This is a genomic window from Bacillus sp. FSL K6-0069 (assembly GCF_038007785.1).
Lineage (GTDB): Bacteria > Bacillota > Bacilli > Bacillales > Bacillaceae_G > Bacillus_A > Bacillus_A mobilis.
This window is the reverse complement of record NZ_JBBOXN010000001.1, coordinates 4,003,548-4,028,413: the sequence shown is the minus strand read 5'-3', so window position 1 is coordinate 4,028,413 and position 24,866 is coordinate 4,003,548. Positions and strand designations below refer to the sequence as shown.

Here is a 24,866-nt window from a genome sequence, read left to right as displayed (position 1 = left end):
TGACAAGGAAAAATGTTACGAGAGTCGGACATTTCTTATTCTTTTTATAGACAAATTTCGCAGTATTTAAACATGGTTCAAAATAGTTTCGGGCATACTATTGAGCGGAGGTGTCGATGTGAGTCAAGAACAATTAGGAACAAGAAATTTTGTACAAATTGGTTTATTTGGTGGAATCTTTTGGGGAGGGATATGGTATTTCCTTCATATATTTTCATTTACGGAAGCGGGACCGAACTATTTACTTTTACCATTTGCCTTTGGAAGCTGGAAAGAAGGGGTATGGGGCAATGTGTCAGGAATTGTTTGTATGGGACTACTTTCGATTTTAATTGCCTTTTTGTATAAAGCGTTTTTGGCAAAGTTTGAAGGAATTCTTCCAGGGATGATTTATGGCCTATTTTGGTGGGCGTTACTATTTTTCGGAATGGGGTTAATAGCGCCTGCTATTAAAAGCGCACTTCATTTACCGAAAGAAACAATTGTGACGACGATATGCATTTTTATATTGTATGGTGTGTTTATAGCATACTCTGTTTCCTACGCAGTAAATACCAATAAAGCTGAGCGAGAAGGAGAAGAGAAGACGAACTATTCAAATAAGTAACTCCTATGTTAAAATGTTGTATAGATATTTAATATTAAGGAGTTTTAAGCATATGAAAAAGGTACTCCTCGTAAACGGTCCTAACCTAAATCGCCTCGGTGTCAGGGAGGTAAATGTATATGGTAAGGGCACGCTAGCGACACTTGAAGCAGACATGAAGCAAGAAGCAGAAACGATGGGAGTGGAGTTAGAATGTTTCCAATCGAATCATGAAGGTGCGATTATCGATCGTATTCATGAGGCGGAAGATATATATGAAGGGATCATTTTAAATCCTGGAGCATTTACGCATTATAGCTATGCGATTCGAGATGCGATTGCGAGCATTTCGATTCCTGTTATTGAAGTACATATTTCTAACATTCACCAGCGTGAGTCGTTCCGTCATGAATCTGTGACGGCAGCTGTTTGTGCGGGACAAATTGTTGGATTTGGTTTTTATGGCTATAAGTTAGCGTTATTTGCAGTAATGGAGAAATTGAGGGAGGCATAAAGTAATGGGGAAAATCGAAAGAGTAAGAAGTGCATTTGATGAGGCTGGTATTGACGGTATTTTGTTAACAAATGAACATAGTCGTAGATATATGGCTAACTTCACAGGAACAGCTGGTGTTGTACTGATTTCGAAAAATCGTGCTCAATTTATTACAGATTTCCGTTATGTAGAGCAGGCTAGTAAACAAGCAGTTGGATACGAGATTGTACAGCATGCAGGATTAATCATTGATGAAGTTGCAAAGCAAGTGAAGGAACTAGGAATTCAAAAGCTTGGCTTTGAGCAAGATACTCTTACATATAGTTCTTATTCAGCGCATAAAGAAGCGATCGATGCTGAATTTATCCCAACTTCTGGGCTTGTAGAAAAGTTACGCTTGATAAAGACTGATTCAGAGATTAAGATATTAAAGGAAGCTGCACAGATTGCAGATGCTGCCTTTGAACATATTCTATCATTCATTCGTCCGGGAGTATCTGAAATTGAAGTGTCAAATGAACTTGAATTTTTCATGAGAAAACAAGGAGCAACATCTTCTTCGTTTGATATTATCGTTGCTTCAGGTCTTCGTTCGGCATTACCGCACGGCGTGGCATCTGAAAAAGTGATAGAAACAGGAGATTTCGTTACATTAGACTTCGGCGCTTATTACAAAGGATATTGCTCTGATATTACTCGTACGATTGCAGTTGGTGAACCATCTGATAAATTGAAAGAAATTTATAATATCGTTTTAGAAGCACAACTATGTGGTGTGAACGGTATTAAAGCTGGTTTAACAGGCCGTGAAGCGGATGCGTTAACGCGCGATTACATAACGGAAAAAGGATATGGTGAATACTTCGGACACTCTACTGGTCATGGAATCGGTCTTGAAATCCATGAAGCACCAGGTTTAGCGTTCCGTTCTGATACAGTTCTTGAACCAGGTATGGCTGTAACAGTAGAACCAGGTATTTATATTCCAGGTATTGGCGGCGTACGTATTGAAGATGATATCATTGTAACAAGTGAAGGTAATGAAGTAATTACGAAATCACCAAAAGAACTTATTATTTTGTAATATACAGGAGGATTTTTTTACATGATTTCAGTAAACGATTTTCGTACAGGTTTAACAATTTCAGTGGACAATGCCCTATGGCAAGTAATGGATTTCCAACACGTAAAGCCAGGTAAAGGTGCTGCATTCGTTCGTTCTAAACTACGTAACCTTCGCACAGGATCTGTTCAAGAGAAAACATTCCGTGCAGGTGAAAAAGTAGAAAAAGCACACATCGAAAACCGTCGTATGCAATACTTATACGCGAGCGGTGAGTCTCACGTATTTATGGATAACGGAACTTATGAGCAAATCGAACTTGGTGAAAAACAAATCGAGCGCGAACTTAAATTCCTAAAAGAAAACATGGAAGTATCTATTATGACATACCAAGATGAAGTACTTGGTGTTGAACTTCCAAACACAGTTGAATTACAAGTTACAGAAACAGAGCCAGGTATTAAAGGAGATACAGCTTCTAACGTAACAAAACCAGCTACATTAGAAACTGGTCTTGTTGTACAAGTACCAATCTTCATTAACGAAGGCGAAATGCTTATCATCAACACTGGTGAAGGTAAATACGTTTCTCGTGCATAGTAGAAAAGCACTCGTGATTATCACGAGTGCTTTTTTTATAGGAAATAGGGCAGATAATAAATCGTGGTTATAACAAAGCTAACTAAGACAAGTGAAAGGGTACCCATAATGTACGGAGTCAAAACAATTTGAAATGGTTTTATCTCGCCAGTCAGTGTTTTACTGATGGCATGATCTGTAATGTTGTTTCTATGATTACTCATAATAATTAGCCACGTAATTGCAAATATTGCTAAACTACCAAGGAAAAAGGCCTCCATAAATGACCAACTGACCAATAATGAAAAAAGATAAATAAGAGCTAATTCTACTACAATCGTTAAACTAATTTTTAATACCTTCATATTTTTCCCCCTTATTTTGTAAGTCTAGCCAATTTAGAAATTTCTCACGTGACACAACATGTAGTACACAAGAAGAGTTTATTTCATTCTCTAAGGCAGAATGCTCATCAGGGAATCTATCTTCCACATGCAATGAAATATAAGGTAGTTTTTCTTGTGCTTTTAACGAGCGGACATTATTCGTTTTAGCACCAGCAAATACGTAGGAAAGTTGTAAGTCTAAAAAAGCAATTTTAAAGATTTCTTTTTTAGCAGCCTCATTATATCCTTTCCCCCAGTATGGATAACCAAGCCAACTGCCAATGTGAGATTGTTTCTTTTCAGAATTAATATGTTTAAGCGTGGTGAGGCCAATTATTTCATTCTCGTCATTTACAATCATTCTCGATAAAGACCTCTTTTGGCGCTCTTCTTCTATTGCGAAAAGAAGAAATGCTTTCGTGTCTTCAATCTTTTCTACTTTTATTCCTAATGCATTTTTTACATGTGGATCACTTGATAGCTTAAAAATCACATTTGCATAGCGTAAATCGAGTGGTACTAAAGTAACGTGCTGCATCGTCTATACCCCTTTTAAATTAAATGTACCATAATATACCATTTAATAATACAAATATTCTGATTTTGAAAAGGCGTTAGATAAAAATTATGTTTTTACTTCTGAAATAGACAACCTTTGCATATGGTTGTACAAATATACTCTTTTGTAGCAGACAGCATTAGTAACCGTTATGGGAGAAGGTGGGAGAATGAAACAGTGGCTAGCGGCAATGGAAACATCCGTGCTTGTAATGGGGTTACTTCGGTTGTTTTCAGGTAGCGCGGAAATATTCGCCGCTTTGCTTATGCTTTATGTGAATGATGCGAAGAAAGCATTGTTTATAAATGGTATGTTGGCGTTTGTTGGACCGACCGTATTAATTTTAACAATGACAATAGGCATAGCGAGTGTGGCAAGTGAGATTTCTTTCTTGAAACTCTTTTTTCTAGCGCTTGGAATTGGCTGCATTTTTATCGCGTTGTTGAAATAGTAAGTCGAGTATAGTGGGGAGAAGCTGATGAAAGAAGTATTAGAAGTTTTACCGAAAACGATGAAGCAGCTAGTGGAAAGTTGTAAGTGGTGCGATGCTCTAGAGGAAATTCGTGTTCGAATTGGAAGACCGCTAGAGTGTATTGCTCATGGCGAAGTGTTTTTTTATGACTATATCGTTACGGCAGAGGATGCCATTTACTTATTGAATAAGTTAAGTCAATTCTCAATTTATACGATGGAAGAGGAATTAAAACGAGGGTATGTGACACTTCGAGGAGGACATAGAATCGGCTTGGCGGGAAAGGTCATTACAGAAAAAAGCGCAGTGAAAATGATTCGAGATGTCTCTTCCTTTAATATTCGTATCGCTCGTCAAAAAATAGGAATTGCTGAACCACTTTTGCCGTATTTGTATGAATCACGATGGTTAAACACGATGGTTATTGGCCCGCCGCAAACGGGGAAAACAACACTTTTACGAGATGTAGCACGTTGCATGAGTCAAGGTGTAAGTGCTTCAAAAATTCCTTCTTGTAAAGTTGGGATTGTAGACGAACGGTCAGAAATTGCAGGCTGCGTGAAAGGCATTCCGCAATATGACTTTGGAGCGCGAGTAGATGTGTTAGACGCATGTCCAAAAGCTGAAGGAATGATGATGATGATTCGTTCTATGAGTCCAGATGTGTTGATTGTAGATGAAATCGGACGTAAAGAAGATAGTGAAGCAATTATGGAGGCGGTGCATGCAGGGGTTCAGCTTTTTATAAGTGCACATGGATTTTCTTATGATGATGTTGTGAAACGTCCATCACTAAAAGCGGTGCTGGAGCTCGGTATATTTGATAGGTTTGTGGAGCTATCAAAAGCAAGAGGACCAGGAACAGTTATGCAAGTGAAAGATAAATATGGAAAATCGGTATTACCTCATAGAAAGGCTGAGGGCGTATGGTAAAAATATTTGGTGCAGTGTTAATCGTTGCAGTCAGCACCTTTTTCGGATTTTCATACGCAAAAAAATATAGCGAGAGGCCGCGGCAACTTAGATTGTTAAAAGCGGCACTTCAATCATTAGAGGCAGAAATTATGTATGGACATACACCTTTGTCTGAAGCCGCCGAGCGGTTAGTGAAACAAATGCCGAAGCCGTTAAATTGGATATTTCAAAGTTTCGCTAGAAGGCTAGAAAGCGGAGAACAAACAGTAAGAGAAGCTTGGATAGATAGTTTGAAAGAAAATTGGAAGCTAACAGCATTTCAACAAACTGAGTACGAGATTTTGCAGCAATTTGGCGAAACGCTCGGACAACATGATCGTGAATCACAACAAAAACATATACGCTTATGCATTACACATTTAGAGAGAGAAGAAGAAGAAGCGAAAGCGTTACAACTGCAATATGAAAAAATGATTAAGAGCTTAGGGGTACTAGCGGGGCTACTTATCGTAATTTTACTGCTATAGGAGGGAGAAAGGCGATGTCCATTGATGTTGGATTAATATTTCAAATCGCCGGAATCGGCATTGTTTTAGCTTTTATTCATACTGTACTAAAAGAATTAAAGCGAGAGGATATTGCAAATTGGGTTATCCTTGTCGGTTTTGTCGTTATTTTATTTCATGTGGCATTTTTAATTAATACGCTATTCGACAAGATTAAGAGTGTCTTTCTCTTCCAGTAAAGGAGGCGGTTCGAATCGAAATTATACAAATTGTCGGATTAGGCCTCGTTGCTACGTTTTTAGCAGCTGTATTGAATCAGCATAAATCTAGCATTACGTCGTTATTTATTGTGTTCGTAGGTAGCGTGATGTTTCTTCTTTTAATTGATCAAATTCACTCTATTTTACAAATGATTGAGAGGGTAGCGAGTGAAGCGAAAGTTAGCAATGTATATGTAGAAACATTGCTGAAAATTATTGGGATTGCTTATATTGCTGAGTTTGGAGCGCAAATTACAAAAGATGCAGGGCAGGGTGCAATCGCTTCGAAAATTGAATTGGCTGGAAAAATCTTAATTCTAGTAATGGCAATTCCTATTTTGACGGTTGTAATTGAGACTATTCTCGGATTTTTACCGACGGGATAAGGGGGAGTGAATGTTGAGGGGGTTTGGAGCTAAGCTGCTATTTGCTTGCTTCCTTTTCTTTTCTTTACCGGTTGTTGTACAAGCTTCTCCTGTAGAAACAAACGTCGTTGATCAACAATTGGATAAGCTCGGAATTGAAGATGTGAAGCAATTTTGGGACGGGCTTGTTACAAAATATGGAGGTTATTTACCAGAGAGTCAAAAAGGTAGCTTTATGGAGTTCGTAAAGGGAGAAAAAGAAATTTCTATAAAAGAGTGGATGCTAGGTTTATTAAAGTATTTATTTCACGAGCTTGTTGCAAATGGGAAGCTACTTGGAACGCTCATTATGCTTACAATTTTTAGTGCATTGTTGCAATCACTGCAATCTGCATTTTCAAAGAGTAGTGTAAGTAAAATTGCGGATGCTGTTGTATATATGGTACTGATTATTTTCGCATTAAATAGTTTTTATGTCGTCATGACATATGCAAGAGAAACGATACAAACAATGGTAGATTTCATATTAGCGCTATTGCCAATCTTGCTTGCACTCATAGCAACTGGAGGTGGTGTTGTATCTGTATCGTTTTTTCATCCGATTATCATCTTCTTAATGAACACGAGCGGGCTTTTGATGAATTATATCGTCCTACCACTTTTATTACTTGCAACGATATTAAGTATTGTAAGTACGATGAGTGATCAATATAAAGTTACGAAATTGTCCAAGCTTCTGCAAAACGTTAGCGTTGGGATTATTGGTATTTTTTTAACGATTTTTTTAGGGGTATTATCTGTACAAGGAACAGCGACAGCGGTTGCTGATGGAATCGCTGTGAAAACTGCTAAATTTGTAACAGGGAACTTTATTCCTGTAGTAGGAAGAATGTTTACAGAGGCGGCGGACACTGTTATTAGTGCATCCGGATTATTAAAAAACACAGTCGGAATTATCGGGCTCGTCATTCTATGCTTAATTGTTGCTTTTCCAGCGATTCAAATTTTTTGTATCGCGTTTATTTATAAATTCGCAGCAGCAGTATTACAGCCAGTTGGCAGCGGAGCAATTATTCAATGTTTAGATATTATCGGGCGAAGCATCATTTATGTATTTGCTTGCTTAGCTATCGTATCATTTATGTTCTTTTTAAGTATCACAATTATTATTGCTGCGGGGAACATTACACTTATGATGCGGTAGGAGGTGAAGGGTATGCAACTTGTTACAGAGTGGATTAGAAATATTATCGTTTTTTTACTCTTAGCGACAATGCTGCATCTTATTCTTCCAAATTCTAATTTGCAGAAGTACGTCAAATTCGTTGTAAGTCTATTATTAGTTGTTTTAATTTTAACGCCTCTTTTTAAACTATTGCAAACAGATGTGAATGAAGTAATCGCAAATTTTAATGAAGAGAAGTACGTAGCAGAAGGATCTGTAAAAAATTCAATAGATTCGAAGAAAAAAGAAATACAAGCTCTAACACGTGCATATAGTTTAGAAGAGATGGCTACCAAAATGAAAAAAGAAGTAGGAAAAGAATTCGAGAAAAAGTATGGTATGACAGTCTCTGAAATACAAATAGTCGCAGCGGAAAGTACAGCGGAAGTAAAGGCAGCGAAAGATATTCAAACTGTTGTTGTGACGCTGAAAGAAAAAGAACGTAGTAAAAATGATGCAATCGAAACAGTAAAACCAGTTGAAATTAACACGAAAGAACCACCGAAAAAAGTGGAAGAAACGAATGTAGAAATGAAAGACTTCTTTTCAAGCAGGTGGCAACTAGAGAATAAACAAATCCAAGTTCAAATGGAAGGGAGGACAGGTAGAGTAAATGGACAATAAAGATAAAAATTCGAAGTTCTCATTTTTTCGAAACTTATTGAATGGGGATGACAAAGAAAGCAATGAGAAGGGAAAAAAGGTAACACCTAAGTTTTTACTTGTCCTACTCATACTTGGGATTTTGCTTATGTTTTCTAGTAGTTTATTTTCAAGTAAAAAAGAAGAAGTACCTGTATTTAAAGAACAAAAAACGCAAAACCAAGAAAAAGACGTACCAACTTTTGGACAAAAAAATAACGATAGTATGTCAAATGTAGAAAAGTATGAAAAAGCGTATGAACAAGAATTAAAAGCAGCCTTAGAAGAAATAGCGGGAGTAAAAGATGTAACAATTAAAGTGAATTTAGATTCATCTGAAGAAAAAATATTAGAAAAAAATACAGTGAAACGTTCACAAACGACAGGTGAAACAGATAAGACAGGTGGTAAGAGGGAAGTAGAAGATGAGTCCCTTGATGAAAAGACAGTTATTATACGTGAAGGTGATAAAGAAACTCCCGTTGTTTTACGAACAGAGAAACCGAAAGTGCGAGGTGTTCTTGTTGTAGCAAAGGGAGTGGATAATATACAAGTTAAAGCGATGGTAAAGGAAGCTGTAATACGGCTGCTAGATGTACCAGCTCATCGCGTTTCAGTATCACCGAAAAATTGATAGGGAGGAAATAAAGTGTTAAAAAAACAAACGGTTTGGCTATTAACGATGTTAAGTTTAGTTGTTGTACTATCTGTTTATTACGTAACAACTCCTGACAAAATGAATACTGCATCACCAGCAACAGGTGAAAAGATTGGACAAGAAAAACAAGGTACTGATAAAGCAGTAACAAATGAAGCACCGAAAGAAACGCCAAAAAAAGAAACTACAAGCAAAGAAACATCAAATAAAGAAACAAATAAAGAAACAGACAAAAAAGAGAGTGCTAACAAAGAAACAAGTAAAAAAGATGCTAACGTAACAGTTCAATCAAGCGATGAAAATTTCACAGCGTTACGTATGCAAATGGAAGATCAGCGAAGTGAAGAAAAATCAAGATTACAAGAAGTGATGAATTCAGCAAAATCTTCAGCAACAGAAAAGAGTAAAGCAAAAGATAATTTTGATGCAATTACTACAATGGAAACGAAGCAAGAATTACTTGAGACAGTAATTAAGTCTCAAGGAGGATATAAAGATGCCCTTGTAAGAGCTGATGGAACTGACATTAGAGTAACTGTGAAAGCAGCAAAGCATTCACAAAAAGAAGCGAATAAAATTATACAGCTTGTAAGAAGTGAAGGCGGATCAAAAGATGTAGGTGTGAAATTTGATCCACCAGCAAAATAAAAACTAATAATCCGCGGGGAAATCCTCCGCGGATTATTAGTTTTTACGAATCGGATTGTGTGAAAATAGTTAGATAAAAATAATAATAGAAAAAAGCTATCATTTTCGATAGCCTTTTTCCGTTTCGTCTTTGTAGTTGTTTTTACTATGTTCAACTCGGAACGGAGAAATACGTTGTGAGTAAAAGATTAGCGGTTCATGGTAACGATGATTACTTTTTCCAGATTTGACGTGGATGAAGAGAACGAATGCCCAGACCATTACGGCAGGTAAGAAGAGAATGAGCCATATCATATGTCCACACCTCGATACGATATATTTTCTACACTTTGAACATACTATTCTTATATGAAGGAATGATGAACGACGTGTAAACAAAAAAATAATATTTGGTAAAAATATGTTATTGACTATAGATGAGGTGAAGAGTGAAGCGGTAATGATACGTTTACTTTGTAGCATTTTGAAAAAGTAAGGAATGTTTTTTTTGGAAGTGGTCTTGCCAATTTCACATGAAACTTGGTATTATTACTAGGTAATAAATATTTATTGAAATAATATTTTTACAGGAGTTTCGATTTATTATAAAGAAATATAAATTGGAATGTTTAAAAAATTTATCGTAAGATGGAAATAGCAATTATTTCTATTAGTAAATGAAATGCATTTTCTAATAGAGTACATCGTATTTTTACAGTCAATCTAGTTTTAATGACGAGAATCTGTAAAAACGGGACAAACAAGAGTATGGGAGTGGATTTTACATGTTTAAAATTCAAGAAGTTCGTGAATTAATTAAATTAATTGATAGCTCTAATATTGATGAATTTGAATACAAAAAAGATGGTACGACAATCAAAATGAAAAAGCGTGGTAATGAAGTTGTTGCTGTGCAAGCACCTGTAGCAAAACAAGTCGTGCAACCAGTAGCACCTGTTGAAGTTGAAACAACAGTAGCGGCAGCACAAGTGGAAGTACCAAAACAAGAAGAGAAAAAAGCTGTTCAAGATGAAAACCTACATAAAATTACATCACCGATGGTAGGTACATTCTATTCTTCTTCTTCGCCTGATACACCTGCATATGTAAGTGTAGGGGATAGAGTATCGAAAGATTCTATCGTATGCATTGTCGAGGCTATGAAGTTATTTAACGAAATCGATGCTGATGTAGATGGTGAAATTGTTGAGATTCTTGTTAATAATGGCCAACTTGTGGAGTATGGACAACCGCTATTTCTTGTAAAAGCGTAATAAGGGAGTCTTTGTGATGATAAAAAAAGTATTAATAGCCAATCGTGGGGAAATTGCTGTACGAATTATTCGTGCTTGTAAAGAAATGGATATTGAAACAGTCGCGATTTATTCAGAAGCAGATAAAGAGTCACTTCACGTACAAATTGCTGATGAGGCGTATTGTGTAGGACCAACGATTTCGAAAGAAAGCTATTTAAATTTGACGAACATTATTAGTGTTGCGAAGTTAACAGGCTGTGATGCTATTCATCCGGGATACGGATTTTTAGCAGAGAATGCAGATTTTGCAGAGTTATGCCGTGAATGTAACTTGATTTTTATCGGTCCAAGTCCAGAAGCTATTTCAAAGATGGGCACAAAAGACGTTGCTCGTGATACAATGAAAGAAGCAGGGGTTCCGATTGTACCAGGTTCACAAGGGATTATTAAAAATACCGAAGAAGCGATTGAGCTTGCGAATCAAATTGGATATCCAGTTATTATTAAAGCGACTGCAGGTGGCGGCGGAAAAGGTATTCGTGTCGCACGCCATGAAGAAGAGCTTGTAAAAGGAATTCAAATTACACAGCAAGAAGCTAGTACCGCTTTTGGGAACCCTGGTGTATACTTAGAAAAGTACGTTGAAGATTTCCGCCATGTTGAGATTCAAATAATGGCAGATACACACGGAAATGCCATTCATTTAGGAGAGCGTGATTGTACAATTCAGCGCCGTTTGCAAAAACTACTAGAAGAAAGTCCATCACCTGCACTTGATGAAAATGTTCGCAAGCAGATGGGTGAGGCGGCAGTTAAAGCAGCGGTAGCGGTTGATTATACAGGTGCTGGTACGGTTGAGTTTATTTATGAATATAGAACGAAAAGCTTTTATTTCATGGAGATGAATACGAGAATTCAAGTTGAGCATCCAGTTACTGAAATGGTAACAGGGATGGATTTAATTAAAGAGCAAATTCGTGTTGCTTCTGGAGAAAAGTTATCGTTACAGCAAGAAGAAGTACAATTTAATGGTTGGGCAATTGAATGCCGAATTAATGCGGAAAACCCTGCCAAAAAATTTATGCCATCTCCAGGTAAAGTAGAAATGTACTTGCCACCAGGCGGATTTGGTATTCGCGTCGATTCAGCTGTATATCCGGGATATTCAATCCCACCTTTCTATGATTCGATGGTTGCTAAATTAATTGTTCACGGAAAAACACGTGAAGAGGCAATTGCAAAAATGAAGCGTGCACTCAGTGAGTTTGTCATTGAAGGCGTACATACAACAATCCCGTTCCATTTGCAATTGCTAGATCATCCTGATTTTGTAAAAGGTGAGTTTAATACGAAATTTTTGGAAGAGCATGAACTTGTGACGCAGTGATACATTAAAGGAGGTTTTTTTCATGGCTGAACATATGTTAGATATGGGTCAAGATACAACTCTTGGTAAAGTAGAAATTGCACCAGAAGTAATTGAAGTAATCGCAGGTATTGCAGCTGCTGAGGTAGAAGGTGTAGCGGCAATGCGTGGTAATTTTGCTACAGATGTTGTTGAGAAGTTAGGTAAGAAAAATCATGGTAAAGGTGTAAAGGTTGAATTAGCAAACGAAGATATTATCGTTGACCTTTATGTTGTGATGTATTTTGGCGTAGCAATTCCGGTTGTTGCACAAAAGATTCAAGACAACATTCGCCAGGCACTCTTTACAATGACAGGGCTTGAGCCAAAAGAAGTGAATGTTCACATCGTTGGCGTAACATTCGAAACACAAAAAACAGAAATCGAACCAGTGTAAGAATGAAAAAGGTGCCTAGTAACATAGGCACCTTTTTTATCGTTTCATTTCTTCACAAATTAAAACCCTCTAATTATTATACTATTTCAAAAAATAAGAAATCAAAAAGGGAATGTTTCGTTTTTCCAAAAAACGTACATTGTGATAAGATATGGAACTTGAAGTTAATCTTTTTATTATTTTTCAGCCTTGTAACCCGTGTGTGAAACGATAAATTGTGTTATTATCATTGTATTATAAGGTTGGAAAATCAATGAAAACTGTAAGAGTAAGTGAATTGACGGCTTATAAATTATAATAATATAACAAAGCATAAGGAAAGACTTGAAGCATAAAGGAGAGTTACAATGAAACGTAGGACGGCTAGAGAAAGAGCGATGCAAGCATTATATCAAATGGATATTACAGGTGAATTAGAACCGAAAGTAGCTGTGGAAAACGCGCTAGATGAAGGTGAAGAAACAAATGAATTTCTAGAATCACTTGTAGTAGGTTTTGTAGAAAATAAAGAAGTAATTGATGAAGCGATTCGTCAAAACTTAAAAAAATGGAAGCTTGAGCGTATTAGTATTGTTGATCGCAGTATTTTACGTGTAGCTGTGTATGAAATGAAATACATGGAAGAAATTCCACACAACGTAACAATTAACGAAGCAATTGAAATTGCTAAAACATTTGGGGATGAGGAATCTCGTCGTTTTATTAACGGCGTTTTATCTAATATAAAAGATACACTGTAATTTCTTTAAGGGGGAATCTTAAAATGGTAGCAGTAATCATCAAAGGAAATGAAGTTGCGGAGAAAAAACGAGCACAATTAACAGAAGAAGTTGTGAAGTTGAAAGAGCAAGGGATTGTACCAGGATTAGCAGTTATTCTAGTTGGAGAAGATCCAGCATCTCGTTCTTATGTAAAAGGAAAAGAAAAGGGCTGTGAACAAGTAGGAATCTATTCAGAGCTAATTGAACTTCCTGAAACAATTACTGAGGAGCGTTTGCTTGCTGAAATCGATCGCTTAAATAGCGATGACCGTATTAACGGCATATTAGTGCAATTACCTTTACCAAAACATATTGAAGAAAAAGCTATCATTGAAAGAATTTCACCAGAAAAAGATGTAGATGGATTTCACCCAATCAGTGTGGGACGTATGATGACGGGACAAGATACATTCCTTCCATGTACACCGCACGGTATTGTAGAATTAGTAAAAGAAACAAACCTTGATATTTCAGGAAAACATGTTGTAGTAATTGGAAGAAGTAATATTGTCGGCAAGCCAGTGGGACAATTGTTCTTAAATGAAAATGCAACTGTCACATACTGTCATTCTAAGACGCAAAATATGAAAGAGTTAACGAAGTTAGCTGATATTTTAATCGTAGCAGTTGGACGACCTAAGATGATAACAGCTGATTATATGAAAGAAGGAGCGGTTGTAATTGACGTTGGTGTAAACCGTTTAGAAACAGGCAAACTTTGTGGTGATGTTGATTTTGACAACGTGTTAGATGTTGCTGGTTACATTACACCTGTGCCAAAGGGTGTAGGTCCAATGACGATCACAATGCTTCTTCATAATACTGTTGAATCTGCTAAACGTGCAGGTGTCGTTTGTAAATAATTTGAGTCGGCTATGAGGAGAGAGAAATGGAGAAACAATATTTAACCGTTACAGCGTTAACACGCTATATAAAAACAAAAATAGAATATGATCCGCATTTGCAGTCTGTTTGGTTAAAAGGTGAAATTTCCAATTTTAAAAATCATAGTCGTGGTCATATGTATTTTACATTGAAAGATGAAAATGCAAGAATCGCAGCGGTTATGTTTGCGGGTCATAATCGTAATATTAAATTCAGACCTGAAAATGGGATGAAGGTACTTGTGAAAGGGAAAATTTCCGTTTACGAGGCGAGCGGTTCTTATCAAATTTATATTCAAGACATGCAGCCGGATGGAATCGGAAACCTGCATTTAGCTTACGAACAATTAAAGGTTCGTTTAGAGGAAGAAGGTTTATTTTCTCAAGTTTATAAAAAAACAATTCCTCCTTATGCTAAAACAATAGGTGTGATTACGTCGCCAACAGGAGCTGCGATTCGTGATATTATAACAACGATTAAACGTCGTTATCCAATTGGAAATATTATTGTGTTTCCAGTACTTGTACAGGGGGAGTCAGCAGCTCCCTCAATTGTACAAGCGATTCGTACAGCGAATGAAATGGGAGAGATAGATGTCCTGATCGTTGGGCGAGGGGGAGGCTCTATTGAGGAATTATGGGCGTTTAATGAAGAAATGGTTGCAAGGGCAATCTTTAAGAGTGAGATCCCTATTATTTCGGCAGTAGGCCATGAAACGGACTTTACAATTGCGGATTTTGTTGCCGATTTACGTGCGCCAACACCGACTGCAGCAGCTGAGCTGGCAGCGCCTAACATTATAGAGTTACAAGAAAAGGTATTACAAAGAACTCTAAGATTGCAAAGAGCAATGAGAGAGTTAGTACATAAAAAAGAAGAAAAACTACAAGTATTGCAAAAATCTTATGCGTTCCGTTATCCAAGACAAGTATATGAGCAAAAAGAAGAGCAATTAGATAGAGCGTTAGAACAGCTTGTTTTAGCGAAAGAGCGCTATATTGATAAAAAGGTAAATCAGTTAAAACAACTTTCATTTTATTTAGAGAAGCACCACCCAGCTCAAAAAATTATGCAAACAAAGGTAGCGGTTGAAACATTGCAAAAGCAATTGCAACGTGAAATGCAAACATTACTTCAAACGAAAGAATTTGCCTTTGTAAGAGTAGCTCAAAAACTTGAAGCGTTAAGTCCGCTTAAAGTAATGATGAGAGGGTACGGGCTTGTATATGATGAAGAGAAGAAAGTGTTAAAAAGTGTGAAAGATGTCAGCCTTGGAGATGCTGTTTCAGTTCAATTACAAGATGGAATACTAGATTGTAGCGTATCAGGCATAGAGGAGCGTGAATTGAATAATGGAAAATAAATTAAGCTTTGAAGAGGCAATTTCGCAACTTGAGCATCTCGTTTCTAAGCTAGAGCAAGGTGACGTACCTTTAGAAGAAGCAATCTCTTATTTTAAAGAGGGTATGGAATTATCTAAGCTTTGTGATGAGAAGTTGAAGAACGTACAAGAACAAATGGCAGTTATTCTTGGGGAAGATGGAGAGCTTGAACCGTTTACTGCTTTAGGAGATGAAGCATAGTGACTGTTGCTTTTGATACTTTTTTGAAAGAAAGTAAAACTTTCGTAGAAGAGAAGCTTGTAAGCTATGCAAATGAATTACAATGTCCAAATGTACTTCGTGAAGCGATGGCATATTCTTTGGAAGCGGGTGGAAAGCGTCTCCGCCCGTTACTTTTATTTGCGACATTACAAGCGTTTGGTAAAGAAAGAAATCTTGGAGTAGGTGCAGCTTGTGCCCTTGAAATGATACATACATACTCGTTAGTTCATGATGATTTACCTTGTATGGATGATGATGATTTAAGAAGAGGGAAGCCCACAAATCATAAAGTATTTGGTGAAGCGATGGCAGTTTTAGCAGGCGATGGTTTGTTGACGTATGCTTTTCAAGTTATTATGGCATATGAACAAAAGGAAATCTCTGCAGAAAAAAAAGTAAGACTTGTACTTGAGCTTGCAAAAGCGGCAGGACCAGAAGGAATGGTTGGCGGACAGGTAGCAGATATGGAAGCTGAAGGGAAACAGCTTACGATTGATGAGTTGGAGTATATTCATAAGCATAAGACTGGGAAACTACTTGAATTCGCTGTACTTGCCGGATCGATACTTTCTGATGCCACAGAAGAACAAGAAGAAAAATTACTTGCGTTTGCGAAATATATTGGCCTAGCGTTCCAAATTCGAGATGATATTCTAGATGTGGAAGGAACCGAAGAAGAGATTGGAAAACCGATTGGTAGTGATGTTTCCAACGAAAAGAGCACATATACGACGTTATTTACTCTAGATAGAGCAAAGGATATTTTAGAAGATACAATTGCAAAAGCAAAAGATGCTATTGGTTCCTTGCAATTACAAGATGAATATTTACTATCTATTTGCGATTTGATTGCAAAACGTAATAACTAATATAACAGCGTTTCCATTTGTTGAGTCATTCATCATTTTATGATATAAATGTAGGAAAAGGTTTTTCTTTTCTTGTTATTGGCAAAAATATATGTAGATTACATTGCCGTTATCACTTCGTGTTAGCGGCTATTTTTTTCATCGCCTAAAGAAATATGGTTTATAATAGGATTAGGGCGCAATAGACTGGTTAATTGCAGGACAAGGTGAAAAATAAAAAAGATAATTTCTTGTTTTGTGTAAATGTTTTTTATAATATTTGACATGTTGACAGATTATGAAATGAAAGTGAGTGATCCATGTGGATCTAACGCAAATTCAAAACCCTAGTTTTTTGAAAGATATGTCTATCGGTGAACTAGAGGGATTGAGTGAGGATATTCGTAAATTTTTAATTGAAGAGCTCTCTCAAACAGGTGGACATATTGCACCTAATTTAGGTGTAGTAGAACTCACAATTGCTCTGCATAAATTATTTGATAGTCCGAAAGATAAATTTTTATGGGACGTAGGACATCAATCCTATGTACATAAAATTTTAACAGGACGTGCAAAGGAATTCGGTACATTAAGGCAATATCAGGGCCTATGTGGTTTCCCAAAACGTTGCGAGAGTGAGCACGATGTATGGGAAACTGGCCATAGCTCGACATCATTATCTGCTGCAATGGGAATGGCTCTAGCACGTGATTTAAAGAAAACGAAAGAATATGTTATACCAATCATTGGAGATGGTGCTCTAACAGGCGGAATGGCTTTAGAGGCATTGAACCATATTGGACATGAAAAAACAGACATGATTGTTATTTTGAATGATAATGAAATGTCAATTGCACCAAACGTTGGTGCGCTTCATAATGTGCTTGGACGTCTACGTACCGCAGGGAAATACCATTGGGTAAAAGATGAACTAGAGTATATATTGAAGAAAATCCCAGCAGTCGGTGGGAAAGTTGCTGCGACAGCAGAGAAAATAAAAGATAGTCTTAAATATTTATTAGTATCGGGTGTCTTTTTCGAAGAATTAGGCTTTACATATTTAGGTCCAGTTGATGGGCACGATTATGAAAAGTTATTCGAAACGTTGCAATATGCAAAGAAAACAAAAGGCCCAGTGCTTGTTCATGTTATTACGAAAAAAGGAAAAGGTTATACACCAGCTGAGAGTGATGTTATTGGAACTTGGCATGGAACAGGGCCTTATAAAATTGAATCAGGTGACTTCGTTAAACCGAAAGAAGTTGCACCAGCATGGAGTGCTGTTGTTAGTGATACAGTACTTAAGCTAGCGAGAACGGATGAGCGTATCGTTGCAATTACACCTGCAATGCCTGTTGGATCGAAACTTGAGAAATTCCAAAAAGAATTCCCGGATCGTATGATTGATGTTGGTATTGCAGAACAGCATGCTACAACAATGGCAGCGGGTATGGCAACGCAAGGTATGAAGCCATTCTTAGCGATTTATTCAACATTTTTACAAAGAGCATATGACCAAGTTGTTCATGATATATGCCGCCAAAATTTAAATGTCTTTATCGGAATCGATCGCTCTGGTTTAGTAGGAGCAGATGGTGAAACGCATCAAGGTGTGTTTGATATTTCATTCTTACGTCATTTGCCGAATATGGTACTTATGATGCCGAAAGATGAAAATGAAGGGCAACATTTAGTATATACGGCGATGCAATATGAAGATGGACCAATCGCATTACGTTATGCACGCGGTAATGGACTTGGTGTTCATATGGATGAAGAATTAAAGGCGATTCCAATCGGTTCATGGGAAACGTTAAAAGAAGGTACACAAGCGGCTATTTTAACATTTGGTACGACAATACCAATGGCAATGGAAGCAGCTGAGCGTCTTGAAAAGGCTGGAATTTCAGTGAAAGTAGTGAACGCTCGCTTTATTAAACCGATGGATGAAGCATATTTACATGACCTCTTAGGAAAAAATATACCGATTTTAACGATTGAAGAAGCTTGCTTAATCGGCGGTTTTGGAACGGGAGTAGTTGAATTTGCATCTGAGAACGGGTACCATAGTGCGTTAGTTGAAAGAATGGGTATTCCAGACCGTTTCATAGAGCACGGTAGTGTAACAAAATTATTAGAAGAAATAGGTTTAACGACAGAAGCTGTTGTAGACCGTATTCATACAATGATTCCATCAAAACAAAAAAGGGCGTAACAAATGAGTGCAAAAAAAGAAAGAGTAGATGTACTATTAGTAGAGCGAGGACTTATAGAAACACGTGAGAAAGCAAAACGCGCCGTTATGGCCGGACTTGTATATGCGAATGAGATGAGACTTGATAAGCCAGGAGAGAAGATCCCACAAGATACGGAGATTACGGTGAAGGGACAAGTTATGCCGTATGTAAGCCGTGGTGGTTATAAACTTGAAAAGGCACTAGAGACATTTCATCTGGATTTACAAGATAAAGTTATGATAGATATTGGTTCATCAACTGGTGGCTTTACAGATTGTGCGCTTCAAAACGGAGCGAAATTATCTTATGCATTAGATGTAGGATACAATCAACTTGCATGGAAATTGCGTCAAGATGAGCGTGTTGTCGTAATGGAACGGACAAACTTCCGTTACGTGACACCAGCAGACTTAGACCGTGGTTTACCGCAATTTGCTAGTATCGATGTTTCATTTATATCATTAAAGCTCATACTGCCGGTTTTAAAAACAATGCTTATGCCTAATGGAGATGTAGCGGCGTTAATTAAACCACAGTTTGAAGCTGGAAGAGAGCAAGTTGGGAAAAAAGGTATCGTTCGTGATCGAAAAGTACATGAGGCTGTCGTGGAAATGATTGTCGACTTTGCTATAAAAGAAGGGTACGACGTAGAAGGTTTAACATTCTCACCAATTACGGGCGGGGATGGTAATATTGAATTTTTAATTCATCTGAAATGGCATGGTGAACGCGAGAATGGCGAAAATCATTCTCCAGTTTCTGTTGAGCAAGTAGTTACAGAGGCGCATGATGTCCTAAAACAAAAAGGAAAAGGGGAATAACATATGTTGTTCCTCTTTTTGTTGTAATTGTATAATGATTGTAAAAACAATTGTGTACAAGCAACGAATTATAAGTTAACATAAATAAGTGAAGTATACCAATGTTTAAACTATGGTAAGAGATAGTGTGAGGTGCAAATGTATGAATAAAGGTCAGCGCCATATTAAAATCAGGGAAATTATTGCGAACAAAGAAATTGAAACACAAGATGAATTAGTTGATATTTTACGTAATGAGGGATTTAATGTAACGCAAGCAACAGTATCGCGCGATATTAAAGAACTGCACTTAGTGAAAGTGCCATTACATGATGGTCGCTATAAATATAGCTTGCCAGCAGATCAACGATTTAACCCGTTACAAAAATTAAAACGCAATCTAGTGGATTCATTTGTAAAATTAGACACGGCAGGACATATGCTTGTGCTAAAAACATTGCCTGGTAACGCTCATTCACTTGGAGCACTTATTGATCATTTAGAGTGGGATGAGATCATCGGAACCATCTGTGGTGATGATACTTGCTTAATTATTTGCCGTACACCTGAAGATACAGGTGTTGTCTCTGATCGTTTCTTAAATATGTTGTAACAAAAAAATCTTGTTTGCTTTCCTCTGTAAAGTGGAAAGTGAACAGGATATTTTTATTGGTTAAAAATGTGAATTCTTAATTGTAATATAATATTTTCTTTGAATAAAATTAGAAAATAGGTGGATTGACCCGTAAAACAAATGTTTGGTACAATGGAGCGGTTAGAAAAGTAATTTATACATACAAACATATAGTATGACTATTTGAATAAAGAACTGAGAAAAGCCCTTAATAGGGGATTAGTTTATAACGAGGTGAATGGGGCATTGTTATCGGAATTATCGATTAGAAACTTTGCTATTATCGAGGCATTAAATATTTCTTTTCAAAAAGGATTAACGGTTTTAAGTGGTGAAACAGGAGCCGGAAAATCGATTATTATTGATGCGATTAGTTTACTTGTAGGTGGCCGTGGTTCAGCGGAATTTGTTCGATACGGAACAGAAAAAGCTGAGATAGAAGGGTTATTTTATGTAGAAGATGATAAGCATCCGTGTATTGAAAAGGCAGAAGAATTGGATATAGAAATAGAAGACGGCATGATTATTTTGAAGCGTGATATCGCTGCAAACGGAAAAAGTGTATGTCGTGTAAATGGGAAACTGGTTACCCTTAGTATATTAAAGGAAATTGGAAAAACACTTGTTGATATTCATGGGCAGCACGAAACACAAGATTTAATGAATGAAGAGCGTCATATGTTTATGCTTGATCATTTTGATGGAGATCGCATTGTTAAACAATTAGGTATATATCAAAATGTATACGCTGACTATGAGAAGTTAAAAAAACAGTTAAAATCGTTAAGTGAAAATGAACAACAAATGGCGCATCGATTAGATTTAATTCAATTCCAGCATGAAGAAATCCGTAAGGCGGATTTAAAGATGGATGAAGAAAATGAATTAACTGAAGAACGATTGCAAATTTCTAATTTCGAAAAAATTTACAAAGCATTAGGCGATGCATATCGCTCATTAAGCGCTGACGGACAAGGGTTAGATAATATACGAAGCGCAATGGGACAAATGGAGAGTATTACACATTTAGATGAAGTGTATCAAGAAAACCATGATTCAATTGCAAATAGCTATTACTTATTAGAAGAAGTTGCATATCAACTTAGAGAAAAGCTCGATATGATGGAATATGATCCGAATCGTTTAGACGAAATAGAAACGCGTTTAAATGAAATTCGTATGCTAAAGAGAAAATATGGAAATACTGTAGAAGAGATTTTAGCGTATGCTGATAAAATTGAACAAGAAATTTTTACGATTGAAAATAAAGACGTTCATATTGAAACAACGAAGAAGCAATTAAAGGAATTAGAAAGTGTTATTCTGAAAGAAGCAACGTTGTTGAGTAATATGCGTCATGAGCTTGCAGAGCATCTTACAAATGCCATTCATCAGGAATTAAAAGAATTGTATATGGAAAAAACAAAATTTGAAGTGAGAATTATGAAGCGAGTAGGAAATGCTGAAGAGCCTCTTGTAGAGGGAGCGCCGGTAAGACTTACGGCGGATGGCTACGATCATGTGGAATTTTATATTTCAACAAATCCAGGTGAGCCGCTAAAACCACTTTCAAAGGTCGCTTCTGGCGGAGAGTTATCTCGTATTATTTTAGCATTAAAAAGCATTTTTTCTAAGCATCAAGGTGTTGCATCAGTTATCTTTGATGAAGTGGATACTGGTGTAAGTGGTCGAGTTGCACAGGCTATTGCGGAAAAAATTTATCGAGTATCAGTAAACTCGCAAGTACTTTGTATTACGCACTTACCTCAAGTGGCTTCAATGGCGGATTCGCATTTATTTATTAGAAAACAAGTAGCGAATGATCGAACAATTACATCAGTTACCGTTTTAACTATGGAGGATAAAGTAACGGAAATCGCTCGAATGATTTCTGGTGTGGAAATTACAGATTTAACGACAGAACATGCGAAAGAATTACTTACGCAAGCGCATCATTTTAAACAGACAGCAGAGGCTATCCAGTAATGGATAGCTTTTTTTCTCAAATAATGATTTCTTAATTCTTCCGGTTATAAATAAAGCACTGCAAGGAGAGATTAAAAAGTGAAGCCAAAAGGCTGAATGTGGGGTAGGAGCGAGGAGAGTGAACAAATTGAAATTAGAAAGATTTCGCAAAATAATAGGTATTTGTCTCCTTGTTTCTTTAGTTTTTATTGGGTGTTTTAAACCGCTTCGGACGTTTATTTCATCTCCGAAGCAACTTGTTGTTTTTGAAGGACAACAATCAGAAATAGCGTCATTACCAGTTTTTAAAGCTTCATCTACAGATCGTCATGTGTTTACAGTAAGTTCAAATGAACAAAAACAAGGACTTATGGTAAATTCTCATCAAAATGGTGAAGCAGATATGGTGTTTCAGCTTGCTGGTTTTCCAGTGAAAAAAGTAAATGTGAGAGTATTGAAAGATTTTAAAGTTATTCCAGGTGGACAATCAATTGGTGTGAAGTTAAATACAAAAGGGGTACTTGTTGTAGGCCATCATTTAATTCAAACTGAAAAAGGGAAAGTATCTCCTGGTGAGACAGCTGGTGTGCAAATTGGAGATATGATTACTGAAATTAATGGTAAAACAATTGAAAGAATGAGTGATGTAGCACCATTTATTCATAATAGTGGTGAAACAGGTGAACCGCTTAATCTTGTTTTGTTAAGAGATGGAAAACACATCCGCACTAAGTTAACACCACAAAAAGATAGTGGAGAATCGTCTTATCGCATTGGTTTATATATTCGTGATTCGGCAGCTGGAATCGGAACAATGACATTTGTTCATCCTGATTCTATGAAATATGGGGCACTTGGTCATGTCATTTCTGATAACGATACGAAAAAGCCGATTCAAGTCGAAGATGGACAAATTATGCGTTCGACGGTTACATCAATTGAAAGAGGTAGTCATGGGAATCCAGGAGAGAAATTAGCGAGGTTCTCACCAGATCGTGAAGTGATTGGTAATATTACAATAAATAGTCCGTTTGGAATATTCGGGAAATTAAATACAAATATACCAAATGGCGTAATGGATAAAGCAATGCCGATTGCGCTATCTCATCAAGTAAAAGAGGGACCAGCAAAAATATTAACAGTTATTGATAAAGATAAAGTGGAAGCGTTTGACATTGAAGTTGTTAGTACAGTACCGCAAAAGTTTCCGGCTACAAAAGGCATGGTAATAAAAGTCACAGACAAACGTTTATTAGCGAAAACGGGTGGTATCGTACAAGGCATGAGCGGAAGTCCAATTGTACAAAATGGGAAAGTAATTGGTGCTGTTACACATGTATTTGTAAATGATCCAACATCAGGATATGGTGTTCATATTGAATGGATGTTACATGAGGCTGGAATTAACATTTATGAACAAGAAAGAAAAGCGAGCTAATTATTAATTAGCTCGCTTTTCTGTTGAAAAATTCGTTGAAATTTTGTAAAAGCTCCGCAAGAGGTGTTTTTTGTTGTAAAATAAAAGAAAAGGGTTGAACGTTTCGTTGTATTTCTATGATGGAATGTGTTGCGAAAGGGAATAAATGAACGATAAACATATTTTTTTGTGATTTTATCGGAAAGTAACAAACTTTAAAAGGGAATTTTCACACAATTGTCGAACAATTCATGTAGCCTAGAAGGATACACATGTCGGAGAATCGATTCGGTAAGGGAGGAAAAGCTGTGGAGAAAATTAAAGTATGTCTTGTGGATGATAATAAAGAATTAGTATCAATGCTAGAGAGTTATGTAGCTGCTCAAGATGATATGGAAGTAATCGGTACTGCTTATAATGGTCAAGAGTGTTTAAATTTATTAACTGATAAGCAGCCGGATGTACTTGTTTTAGACATTATTATGCCACATTTAGATGGTTTAGCTGTACTAGAGAAAATGCGACATATTGAAAGGCTAAGACAGCCTAGCGTAATTATGTTGACAGCATTTGGACAAGAAGATGTGACGAAAAAAGCAGTTGACTTAGGTGCTTCATATTTCATATTAAAACCATTTGATATGGAGAATTTAACGAGTCATATTCGTCAAGTGAGCGGTAAGGCGAACGCTACCATTAAACGTCCACTTCCATCTTTCCGTTCAGCAACGACAATAGATGGAAAACCGAAAAACTTAGATGCAAGCATTACGAGTATCATTCATGAAATTGGTGTGCCTGCTCATATTAAAGGGTATATGTATTTAAGGGAAGCAATCTCTATGGTGTACAATGATATCGAATTACTGGGATCTATTACGAAAGTATTGTATCCAGATATTGCGAAGAAATATAATACAACAGCAAGCCGCGTTGAGCGTGCAATCCGTCACGCAATTGAAGTAGCATGGAGTCGTGGGAATATTGATTCTATTTCGTCCTTATTCGGTTATACAGTATCCATGTCAAAAGCAAAACCTACGAACTCAGAGTTCATCGCAATGGTTGCGGATAAGCTGAGACTTGAACATAAGGCTAGCTGAGAGTAGAATCGGTAAGGAGTTTAAGTTTTAGTAAAGCTTAAACATTCTTGAAACTTATACTCGATATTAAATTTAAAACCAATGAACTTTTTATTTAATGACCAATGAATGTTAGAATTCGTTGGTCTTTTTATTTACTTCGATTTTAGGATTTTGAAGGTATACATATTTAAATAGAAAATTGCAATGAACATAAGGATATGTATAGGAAATAC

30 protein-coding genes are annotated in these 24,866 nt (G+C 36.7%); 27 read left to right on the top strand and 3 right to left on the bottom strand.

The genetic code is table 11. From position 1 onward, the window contains the following. Nucleotides 1-118 precede the first annotated feature (118 nt). Genes MHB74_RS20620 through efp form a run of 4 tightly spaced genes read left to right on the top strand, consistent with a single transcriptional unit; the run spans nt 119 to nt 2,745 of the window. Nucleotides 119-607 (top strand): YqhR family membrane protein, encoded by a 489-nt coding sequence (locus MHB74_RS20620; RefSeq protein WP_061677441.1) that lies wholly within the window; start codon nt 119-121, stop codon nt 605-607. A 52-nt stretch (nt 608-659) separates the two neighbouring features. Next, a complete protein-coding gene (gene aroQ / locus MHB74_RS20615; protein ID WP_061677443.1) occupies nt 660-1,100 on the top strand; it encodes a type II 3-dehydroquinate dehydratase in 441 nt (146 codons plus the stop codon). A 4-nt stretch (nt 1,101-1,104) separates the two neighbouring features. Further along, nucleotides 1,105-2,166: a Xaa-Pro dipeptidase gene (gene pepQ, locus MHB74_RS20610; RefSeq protein ID WP_061677445.1), complete on the top strand. Its 1,062-nt coding sequence runs from the start codon at nt 1,105-1,107 to the stop codon at nt 2,164-2,166. A gap of 21 nt (nt 2,167-2,187) precedes the next feature. Then, nucleotides 2,188-2,745, top strand: coding sequence for an elongation factor P (gene efp / locus MHB74_RS20605; protein WP_000626520.1), 558 nt, complete (start codon nt 2,188-2,190; stop codon nt 2,743-2,745). Nucleotides 2,746-2,780: 35 nt separating this feature from the next. On the opposite strand, the gene MHB74_RS20600 is transcribed toward efp, so the two are convergent. Next, a complete protein-coding gene (locus MHB74_RS20600) occupies nt 2,781-3,089 on the bottom strand; it encodes a hypothetical protein (protein ID WP_061677447.1) in 309 nt (102 codons plus the stop codon). Continuing rightward, nucleotides 3,070-3,648 carry a GNAT family N-acetyltransferase gene (locus tag MHB74_RS20595; RefSeq protein WP_061677449.1) on the bottom strand — a complete coding sequence of 193 codons (579 nt, stop codon included), beginning with the start codon at nt 3,646-3,648 and terminating at the stop codon, nt 3,070-3,072. The genes MHB74_RS20600 and MHB74_RS20595 overlap by 20 nt, the downstream gene beginning before the upstream one ends. 190 nt (nt 3,649-3,838) lie before the next feature. Between MHB74_RS20595 and MHB74_RS20590 the strand changes: the two genes are divergently transcribed. Genes MHB74_RS20590 through MHB74_RS20550 form a run of 9 tightly spaced genes read left to right on the top strand, consistent with a single transcriptional unit; the run spans nt 3,839 to nt 9,360 of the window. Beyond that, a complete protein-coding gene (locus MHB74_RS20590) occupies nt 3,839-4,120 on the top strand; it encodes a YqhV family protein (protein WP_000816054.1) in 282 nt (93 codons plus the stop codon). Nucleotides 4,121-4,147: 27 nt separating this feature from the next. Further along, nucleotides 4,148-5,074, top strand: a complete 927-nt coding sequence (gene spoIIIAA / locus MHB74_RS20585) for a stage III sporulation protein AA (RefSeq protein ID WP_061677451.1) — start codon at nt 4,148-4,150, stop codon at nt 5,072-5,074. After that, nucleotides 5,068-5,583 carry a stage III sporulation protein SpoIIIAB gene (gene spoIIIAB, locus MHB74_RS20580; RefSeq protein WP_000238690.1) on the top strand — a complete coding sequence of 172 codons (516 nt, stop codon included), beginning with the start codon at nt 5,068-5,070 and terminating at the stop codon, nt 5,581-5,583. The genes spoIIIAA and spoIIIAB overlap by 7 nt, the downstream gene beginning before the upstream one ends. Before the next feature lie 14 nt (nt 5,584-5,597). Then, nucleotides 5,598-5,801, top strand: coding sequence for a stage III sporulation protein AC (spoIIIAC, locus tag MHB74_RS20575; RefSeq protein WP_000020914.1), 204 nt, complete (start codon nt 5,598-5,600; stop codon nt 5,799-5,801). A gap of 23 nt (nt 5,802-5,824) precedes the next feature. Further along, complete coding sequence (gene spoIIIAD / locus MHB74_RS20570) at nt 5,825-6,208, top strand: stage III sporulation protein AD (RefSeq protein WP_079998460.1); 384 nt, start codon at nt 5,825-5,827, stop codon at nt 6,206-6,208. A 10-nt stretch (nt 6,209-6,218) separates the two neighbouring features. After that, nucleotides 6,219-7,391: a stage III sporulation protein AE gene (gene spoIIIAE, locus MHB74_RS20565; RefSeq protein ID WP_000943696.1), complete on the top strand. Its 1,173-nt coding sequence runs from the start codon at nt 6,219-6,221 to the stop codon at nt 7,389-7,391. 12 nt (nt 7,392-7,403) lie between these two features. Further along, the gene (spoIIIAF, locus tag MHB74_RS20560; RefSeq protein ID WP_061677453.1) at nt 7,404-8,036 is read left to right on the top strand and encodes a stage III sporulation protein AF; all 633 of its coding nucleotides are present in this window, start codon (nt 7,404-7,406) and stop codon (nt 8,034-8,036) included. Next, nucleotides 8,026-8,688 carry a stage III sporulation protein AG gene (spoIIIAG, locus tag MHB74_RS20555; protein WP_061677455.1) on the top strand — a complete coding sequence of 221 codons (663 nt, stop codon included), beginning with the start codon at nt 8,026-8,028 and terminating at the stop codon, nt 8,686-8,688. The genes spoIIIAF and spoIIIAG overlap by 11 nt, the downstream gene beginning before the upstream one ends. 15 nt (nt 8,689-8,703) lie before the next feature. Then, nucleotides 8,704-9,360, top strand: a complete 657-nt coding sequence (locus MHB74_RS20550; protein ID WP_061677457.1) for a SpoIIIAH-like family protein — start codon at nt 8,704-8,706, stop codon at nt 9,358-9,360. Nucleotides 9,361-9,459: 99 nt separating this feature from the next. Here MHB74_RS20550 and MHB74_RS20545 read toward each other — a convergent pair whose 3' ends face one another. Next, nucleotides 9,460-9,654, bottom strand: coding sequence for a DNA recombination protein RecO (locus tag MHB74_RS20545; protein ID WP_081110186.1), 195 nt, complete (start codon nt 9,652-9,654; stop codon nt 9,460-9,462). Nucleotides 9,655-10,124: 470 nt separating this feature from the next. Here MHB74_RS20545 and accB point away from each other — a divergent pair, with 470 nt between their 5' ends. The 14 genes from accB (at nt 10,125) to spo0A (ending at nt 24,651) form a co-directional block, all read left to right on the top strand. Continuing rightward, entirely contained in the window at nt 10,125-10,613 is a 489-nt protein-coding gene (gene accB, locus MHB74_RS20540) for an acetyl-CoA carboxylase biotin carboxyl carrier protein (RefSeq protein WP_061677461.1), read from the top strand. Nucleotides 10,614-10,629: 16 nt separating this feature from the next. Further along, nucleotides 10,630-11,982, top strand: a complete 1,353-nt coding sequence (accC, locus tag MHB74_RS20535) for an acetyl-CoA carboxylase biotin carboxylase subunit (protein ID WP_061677463.1) — start codon at nt 10,630-10,632, stop codon at nt 11,980-11,982. Between the two features lie 22 nt (nt 11,983-12,004). Further along, nucleotides 12,005-12,397 carry an Asp23/Gls24 family envelope stress response protein gene (locus MHB74_RS20530; protein WP_000807630.1) on the top strand — a complete coding sequence of 131 codons (393 nt, stop codon included), beginning with the start codon at nt 12,005-12,007 and terminating at the stop codon, nt 12,395-12,397. 347 nt (nt 12,398-12,744) lie between these two features. After that, entirely contained in the window at nt 12,745-13,137 is a 393-nt protein-coding gene (gene nusB / locus MHB74_RS20525) for a N utilization substance protein NusB (RefSeq protein ID WP_061677465.1), read from the top strand. A 23-nt stretch (nt 13,138-13,160) separates the two neighbouring features. Further along, a complete protein-coding gene (folD, locus tag MHB74_RS20520) occupies nt 13,161-14,021 on the top strand; it encodes a bifunctional methylenetetrahydrofolate dehydrogenase/methenyltetrahydrofolate cyclohydrolase FolD (RefSeq protein ID WP_061677468.1) in 861 nt (286 codons plus the stop codon). Between the two features lie 26 nt (nt 14,022-14,047). Beyond that, entirely contained in the window at nt 14,048-15,406 is a 1,359-nt protein-coding gene (xseA, locus tag MHB74_RS20515) for an exodeoxyribonuclease VII large subunit (RefSeq protein WP_061677469.1), read from the top strand. Next, a complete protein-coding gene (xseB, locus tag MHB74_RS20510) occupies nt 15,396-15,626 on the top strand; it encodes an exodeoxyribonuclease VII small subunit (protein ID WP_000428423.1) in 231 nt (76 codons plus the stop codon). The genes xseA and xseB overlap by 11 nt, the downstream gene beginning before the upstream one ends. Next, on the top strand, nt 15,626-16,516 hold the full coding sequence (gene ispA, locus MHB74_RS20505; RefSeq protein ID WP_061677470.1) for a (2E,6E)-farnesyl diphosphate synthase: 891 nt from the start codon (nt 15,626-15,628) through the stop codon (nt 16,514-16,516). The genes xseB and ispA overlap by 1 nt, the downstream gene beginning before the upstream one ends. A 301-nt stretch (nt 16,517-16,817) precedes the next feature. Continuing rightward, nucleotides 16,818-18,710 (top strand): 1-deoxy-D-xylulose-5-phosphate synthase, encoded by a 1,893-nt coding sequence (gene dxs, locus MHB74_RS20500; protein WP_061677471.1) that lies wholly within the window; start codon nt 16,818-16,820, stop codon nt 18,708-18,710. 3 nt (nt 18,711-18,713) lie between these two features. Beyond that, nucleotides 18,714-19,553 (top strand): TlyA family RNA methyltransferase, encoded by an 840-nt coding sequence (locus MHB74_RS20495; RefSeq protein ID WP_061677472.1) that lies wholly within the window; start codon nt 18,714-18,716, stop codon nt 19,551-19,553. A gap of 142 nt (nt 19,554-19,695) precedes the next feature. After that, nucleotides 19,696-20,145 carry an arginine repressor ArgR gene (gene argR / locus MHB74_RS20490; protein ID WP_001032581.1) on the top strand — a complete coding sequence of 150 codons (450 nt, stop codon included), beginning with the start codon at nt 19,696-19,698 and terminating at the stop codon, nt 20,143-20,145. Between the two features lie 267 nt (nt 20,146-20,412). Beyond that, nucleotides 20,413-22,152, top strand: a complete 1,740-nt coding sequence (gene recN / locus MHB74_RS20485; protein WP_061677473.1) for a DNA repair protein RecN — start codon at nt 20,413-20,415, stop codon at nt 22,150-22,152. A gap of 118 nt (nt 22,153-22,270) precedes the next feature. After that, nucleotides 22,271-23,569, top strand: coding sequence for a SpoIVB peptidase (gene spoIVB / locus MHB74_RS20480; RefSeq protein ID WP_061677474.1), 1,299 nt, complete (start codon nt 22,271-22,273; stop codon nt 23,567-23,569). 287 nt (nt 23,570-23,856) lie between these two features. Then, nucleotides 23,857-24,651 carry a sporulation transcription factor Spo0A gene (gene spo0A, locus MHB74_RS20475; protein ID WP_000411416.1) on the top strand — a complete coding sequence of 265 codons (795 nt, stop codon included), beginning with the start codon at nt 23,857-23,859 and terminating at the stop codon, nt 24,649-24,651. Nucleotides 24,652-24,866 lie beyond the last annotated feature (215 nt).

What these genes read in the sequence shown, in the direction of transcription:
- aroQ (WP_061677443.1), top strand. Translation starts at nt 660, where the DNA reads ATGAAAAAGGTACTCCTCGTAAACGGTCCTAACCTAAATCGCCTCGGT.
- pepQ (WP_061677445.1), top strand. Translation starts at nt 1,105, where the DNA reads ATGGGGAAAATCGAAAGAGTAAGAAGTGCATTTGATGAGGCTGGTATT.
- efp (WP_000626520.1), top strand. Translation starts at nt 2,188, where the DNA reads ATGATTTCAGTAAACGATTTTCGTACAGGTTTAACAATTTCAGTGGAC.
- MHB74_RS20600 (WP_061677447.1), bottom strand. Translation starts at nt 3,089, where the DNA reads ATGAAGGTATTAAAAATTAGTTTAACGATTGTAGTAGAATTAGCTCTT.
- MHB74_RS20595 (WP_061677449.1), bottom strand. Translation starts at nt 3,648, where the DNA reads ATGCAGCACGTTACTTTAGTACCACTCGATTTACGCTATGCAAATGTG.
- MHB74_RS20590 (WP_000816054.1), top strand. Translation starts at nt 3,839, where the DNA reads ATGAAACAGTGGCTAGCGGCAATGGAAACATCCGTGCTTGTAATGGGG.
- spoIIIAA (WP_061677451.1), top strand. Translation starts at nt 4,148, where the DNA reads ATGAAAGAAGTATTAGAAGTTTTACCGAAAACGATGAAGCAGCTAGTG.
- spoIIIAB (WP_000238690.1), top strand. Translation starts at nt 5,068, where the DNA reads ATGGTAAAAATATTTGGTGCAGTGTTAATCGTTGCAGTCAGCACCTTT.
- spoIIIAC (WP_000020914.1), top strand. Translation starts at nt 5,598, where the DNA reads ATGTCCATTGATGTTGGATTAATATTTCAAATCGCCGGAATCGGCATT.
- spoIIIAE (WP_000943696.1), top strand. Translation starts at nt 6,219, where the DNA reads ATGTTGAGGGGGTTTGGAGCTAAGCTGCTATTTGCTTGCTTCCTTTTC.
- spoIIIAF (WP_061677453.1), top strand. Translation starts at nt 7,404, where the DNA reads ATGCAACTTGTTACAGAGTGGATTAGAAATATTATCGTTTTTTTACTC.
- spoIIIAG (WP_061677455.1), top strand. Translation starts at nt 8,026, where the DNA reads ATGGACAATAAAGATAAAAATTCGAAGTTCTCATTTTTTCGAAACTTA.
- MHB74_RS20545 (WP_081110186.1), bottom strand. Translation starts at nt 9,654, where the DNA reads ATGATATGGCTCATTCTCTTCTTACCTGCCGTAATGGTCTGGGCATTC.
- accB (WP_061677461.1), top strand. Translation starts at nt 10,125, where the DNA reads ATGTTTAAAATTCAAGAAGTTCGTGAATTAATTAAATTAATTGATAGC.
- accC (WP_061677463.1), top strand. Translation starts at nt 10,630, where the DNA reads ATGATAAAAAAAGTATTAATAGCCAATCGTGGGGAAATTGCTGTACGA.
- MHB74_RS20530 (WP_000807630.1), top strand. Translation starts at nt 12,005, where the DNA reads ATGGCTGAACATATGTTAGATATGGGTCAAGATACAACTCTTGGTAAA.
- nusB (WP_061677465.1), top strand. Translation starts at nt 12,745, where the DNA reads ATGAAACGTAGGACGGCTAGAGAAAGAGCGATGCAAGCATTATATCAA.
- folD (WP_061677468.1), top strand. Translation starts at nt 13,161, where the DNA reads ATGGTAGCAGTAATCATCAAAGGAAATGAAGTTGCGGAGAAAAAACGA.
- xseA (WP_061677469.1), top strand. Translation starts at nt 14,048, where the DNA reads ATGGAGAAACAATATTTAACCGTTACAGCGTTAACACGCTATATAAAA.
- xseB (WP_000428423.1), top strand. Translation starts at nt 15,396, where the DNA reads ATGGAAAATAAATTAAGCTTTGAAGAGGCAATTTCGCAACTTGAGCAT.
- MHB74_RS20495 (WP_061677472.1), top strand. Translation starts at nt 18,714, where the DNA reads ATGAGTGCAAAAAAAGAAAGAGTAGATGTACTATTAGTAGAGCGAGGA.
- argR (WP_001032581.1), top strand. Translation starts at nt 19,696, where the DNA reads ATGAATAAAGGTCAGCGCCATATTAAAATCAGGGAAATTATTGCGAAC.